Below are 2,214 nucleotides of genomic sequence, written 5' to 3' on the forward strand. Positions count from 1 at the left end.
CTCGCTGACGACCGCCCCGCGGGTGACCACGCCGTGCCGGTCGAGCAGCCGCTCGGCGGTGGCATGGGCACGGCGGGTCGGGTCGGCGTCGATCGCGGGCAGCAGCGCCCAGCGCCCGGCCGTCTCGGGCGGCCCGGAGCGGGCCACCCGGCCGGGCCGTGGGGTCGGCTGGCGGCTGCGGTGGGCTGGCCGGCCGGCGCGGGTGAGGGAGCGCAGCGGAGCGAGCGTGTCGTTGCTGACCCGTCCGGACCAGACCAGCTCCCACAGGGCGGTGCTGAGCGCCCGGTCATCGAGGCTGCCGACAGAGTCGCTGAGCTGGCGGAAGAACCACGCGCCACCGGGCGCGAGCGCGGCGAGCACCTGCCGCTGCAGCTCGTCGTCGACCTCGGTCTGCGGCTCCGGGAGGGTGAGTGACGCCTGGTCGGCCAGGTGGAGCGACACCCAGCCGTCGCTGCCCGGGAGCGCGCCGTGGCCGGCCCACACCACCTCGCCGGTGGCGGTGAGCTCGTCGAGGTAGGCCGGCTCGTAGTCACGGACGCGCGACGCCAGCACGAGCGGCTCGAGGGCGGAGGCCGGCACCGGCGCCCCGGCGAGCTGCTCGACCGCCCGCAGCACACCGTCGAGGCCGCGCAGCCCCCGGCCGGTGGGCGACACCTGCTGCCACGCGGCCGCGAACCGGGCCAGCGCCACCGGCTCGACCGGCTCGATCTCGTGGCGCAGCTTGGCCAGCGAGCGCCGCCGCAGCCGGCGCAGCACCTCGGCGTCGCACCACTCGTCGCCGACGCCGGTCGGCCGGAACTCGCCGGTGAGCACCCGCCCCTGCGCCTCGAGCCGCTGGAGCGTGTGGCGGACGACCGCCGGCCCGAGACCGAGCCGCTCGGCGACCTGCAGGTCGGTGAACGGCCCGTGGGTGCGGGCGTAGCGGCCGACCAGGTCGGCGAGCGGGTCGTCGACCGGCTCGGTGAAGGTGCCCGGGGTGCCGGGCGGGACCGGGACGCCNGAAGGTGCCCGGGGTGCCGGGCGGGACCGGGACGCCGAGACCGTCGCGCAGCCGGGCGACGTCCTCGACGACGGCCCACGCATCGCCGTACGGCATCCGGACCTGGACCACCCGTCGGGTCGCGGCGAGGGCGGCCAGCCACTCGGCCACCGGGGAGTCGGGCACCGTCCGCGCGCTCGCCTCGTCGGTGGTCAGCGGCCCGAGCAGGCGGAGCAGGTCGGCCACGCCCTCGGCGTCGCGGGCGCGGCGGTCGGGCGCCACCCGCTGCAGCTCGGCCTCGACCTCGGCGAGCACGTCGGGGTCGAGCAGCTCGCGCAGCTCGGCCCGGCCGAGCAGCTCGGCCAGCAGGCCCTGGTCGAGGGTCAGCGCGGCGGCCCGCCGCTCGGCGATGGGGGAGTCGCCTTCGTAGACGAACTGGGCGACGTAGCCGAACAGCAGGGTCCGGGCGTACGGCGAGGGCTGGCTGGTCTCGATGTCGGTGACCGTGACCTCGCGCCGCTGCACCCGCGTCAGCAGCGCCGTCAGGTTGGGCAGGTCGTAGACGTCGTTGAGCACCTCGCGGACCGTCTCGAGCACGATCGGGAACGACGGGTAGCGCGCCGCGACCTCCAGCAGGGCCGAGGCCCGCTGCCGCTGCTGCCACAGCGGGCTGCGACGGCCGGGGTCGCGCCGCGGCAGCAGCAGGGCGCGGCCGGCGCACTCGCGGAACCGGCTGGCGAACAGGGTGGACCCGCCGACCTCGCGGGTGACGATCTCCTCGATCTCGTCGGGCTCGAACGCCACCAGGTCGGCGGTGGGTGGGTCGGCGTCGGTGTCGGGGATCCGGATCACGATCCCGTCGTCGGACGCGATCGCCTGGCTGCCCTGGCCGGCCAGGCCGTAGCGCTCGCGCAGCCGGGCGTTGATCGCGAGCGCCCAGGGGGCGTGCACAGCCGTGCCGTAGGGGGAGTGGAGCACCAGCCGCCAGTCACCGAGCTCGTCGCGGAACCGCTCGACCAGCAGGGTGGTGTCGCTCGGGATCAGGCGGGTGGCCTCGACCTGCTCCCGGACGTAGCCGACCAGGTTGTTGGCGGCGTTGTCGTCGAGGCCCTCGGCGGCGGCGCGCGCCCGCGCCTGGTCGTCGGGCAGGGCGGCGAGCTCGCGGGTGAACGCCCCGACTGCCGCGCCCAGCTCGGCCGGCCGGCCGAGGGTGTCGCCCTTCCAGAACGGGAGCC

The 2,214-nt window shown here is 76.8% G+C and carries 1 protein-coding gene and 1 pseudogene; both read right to left on the reverse strand.

Features of this window, described 5'->3' with window-relative positions; all coding sequences use genetic code 11:
• The coding region (locus H0488_RS25435) for an Lhr family ATP-dependent helicase (protein ID WP_512698551.1) at positions 1–1,083 on the reverse strand (1,083 nt) is incomplete at its 3' end.
• Positions 1,058–2,170, reverse strand: a pseudogene (locus tag H0488_RS22920) (DEAD/DEAH box helicase); the annotation flags it as partial. The pseudogene H0488_RS22920 and the gene H0488_RS25435, both read right to left, overlap by 26 nt.
• Positions 2,171–2,214: the final 44 nt, after the last annotated feature.

The sequence above is a fragment of the Nocardioides pelophilus genome (genome assembly GCF_014180685.1).
Taxonomy (GTDB): Bacteria; Actinomycetota; Actinomycetes; order Propionibacteriales; family Nocardioidaceae; genus Nocardioides; species Nocardioides pelophilus.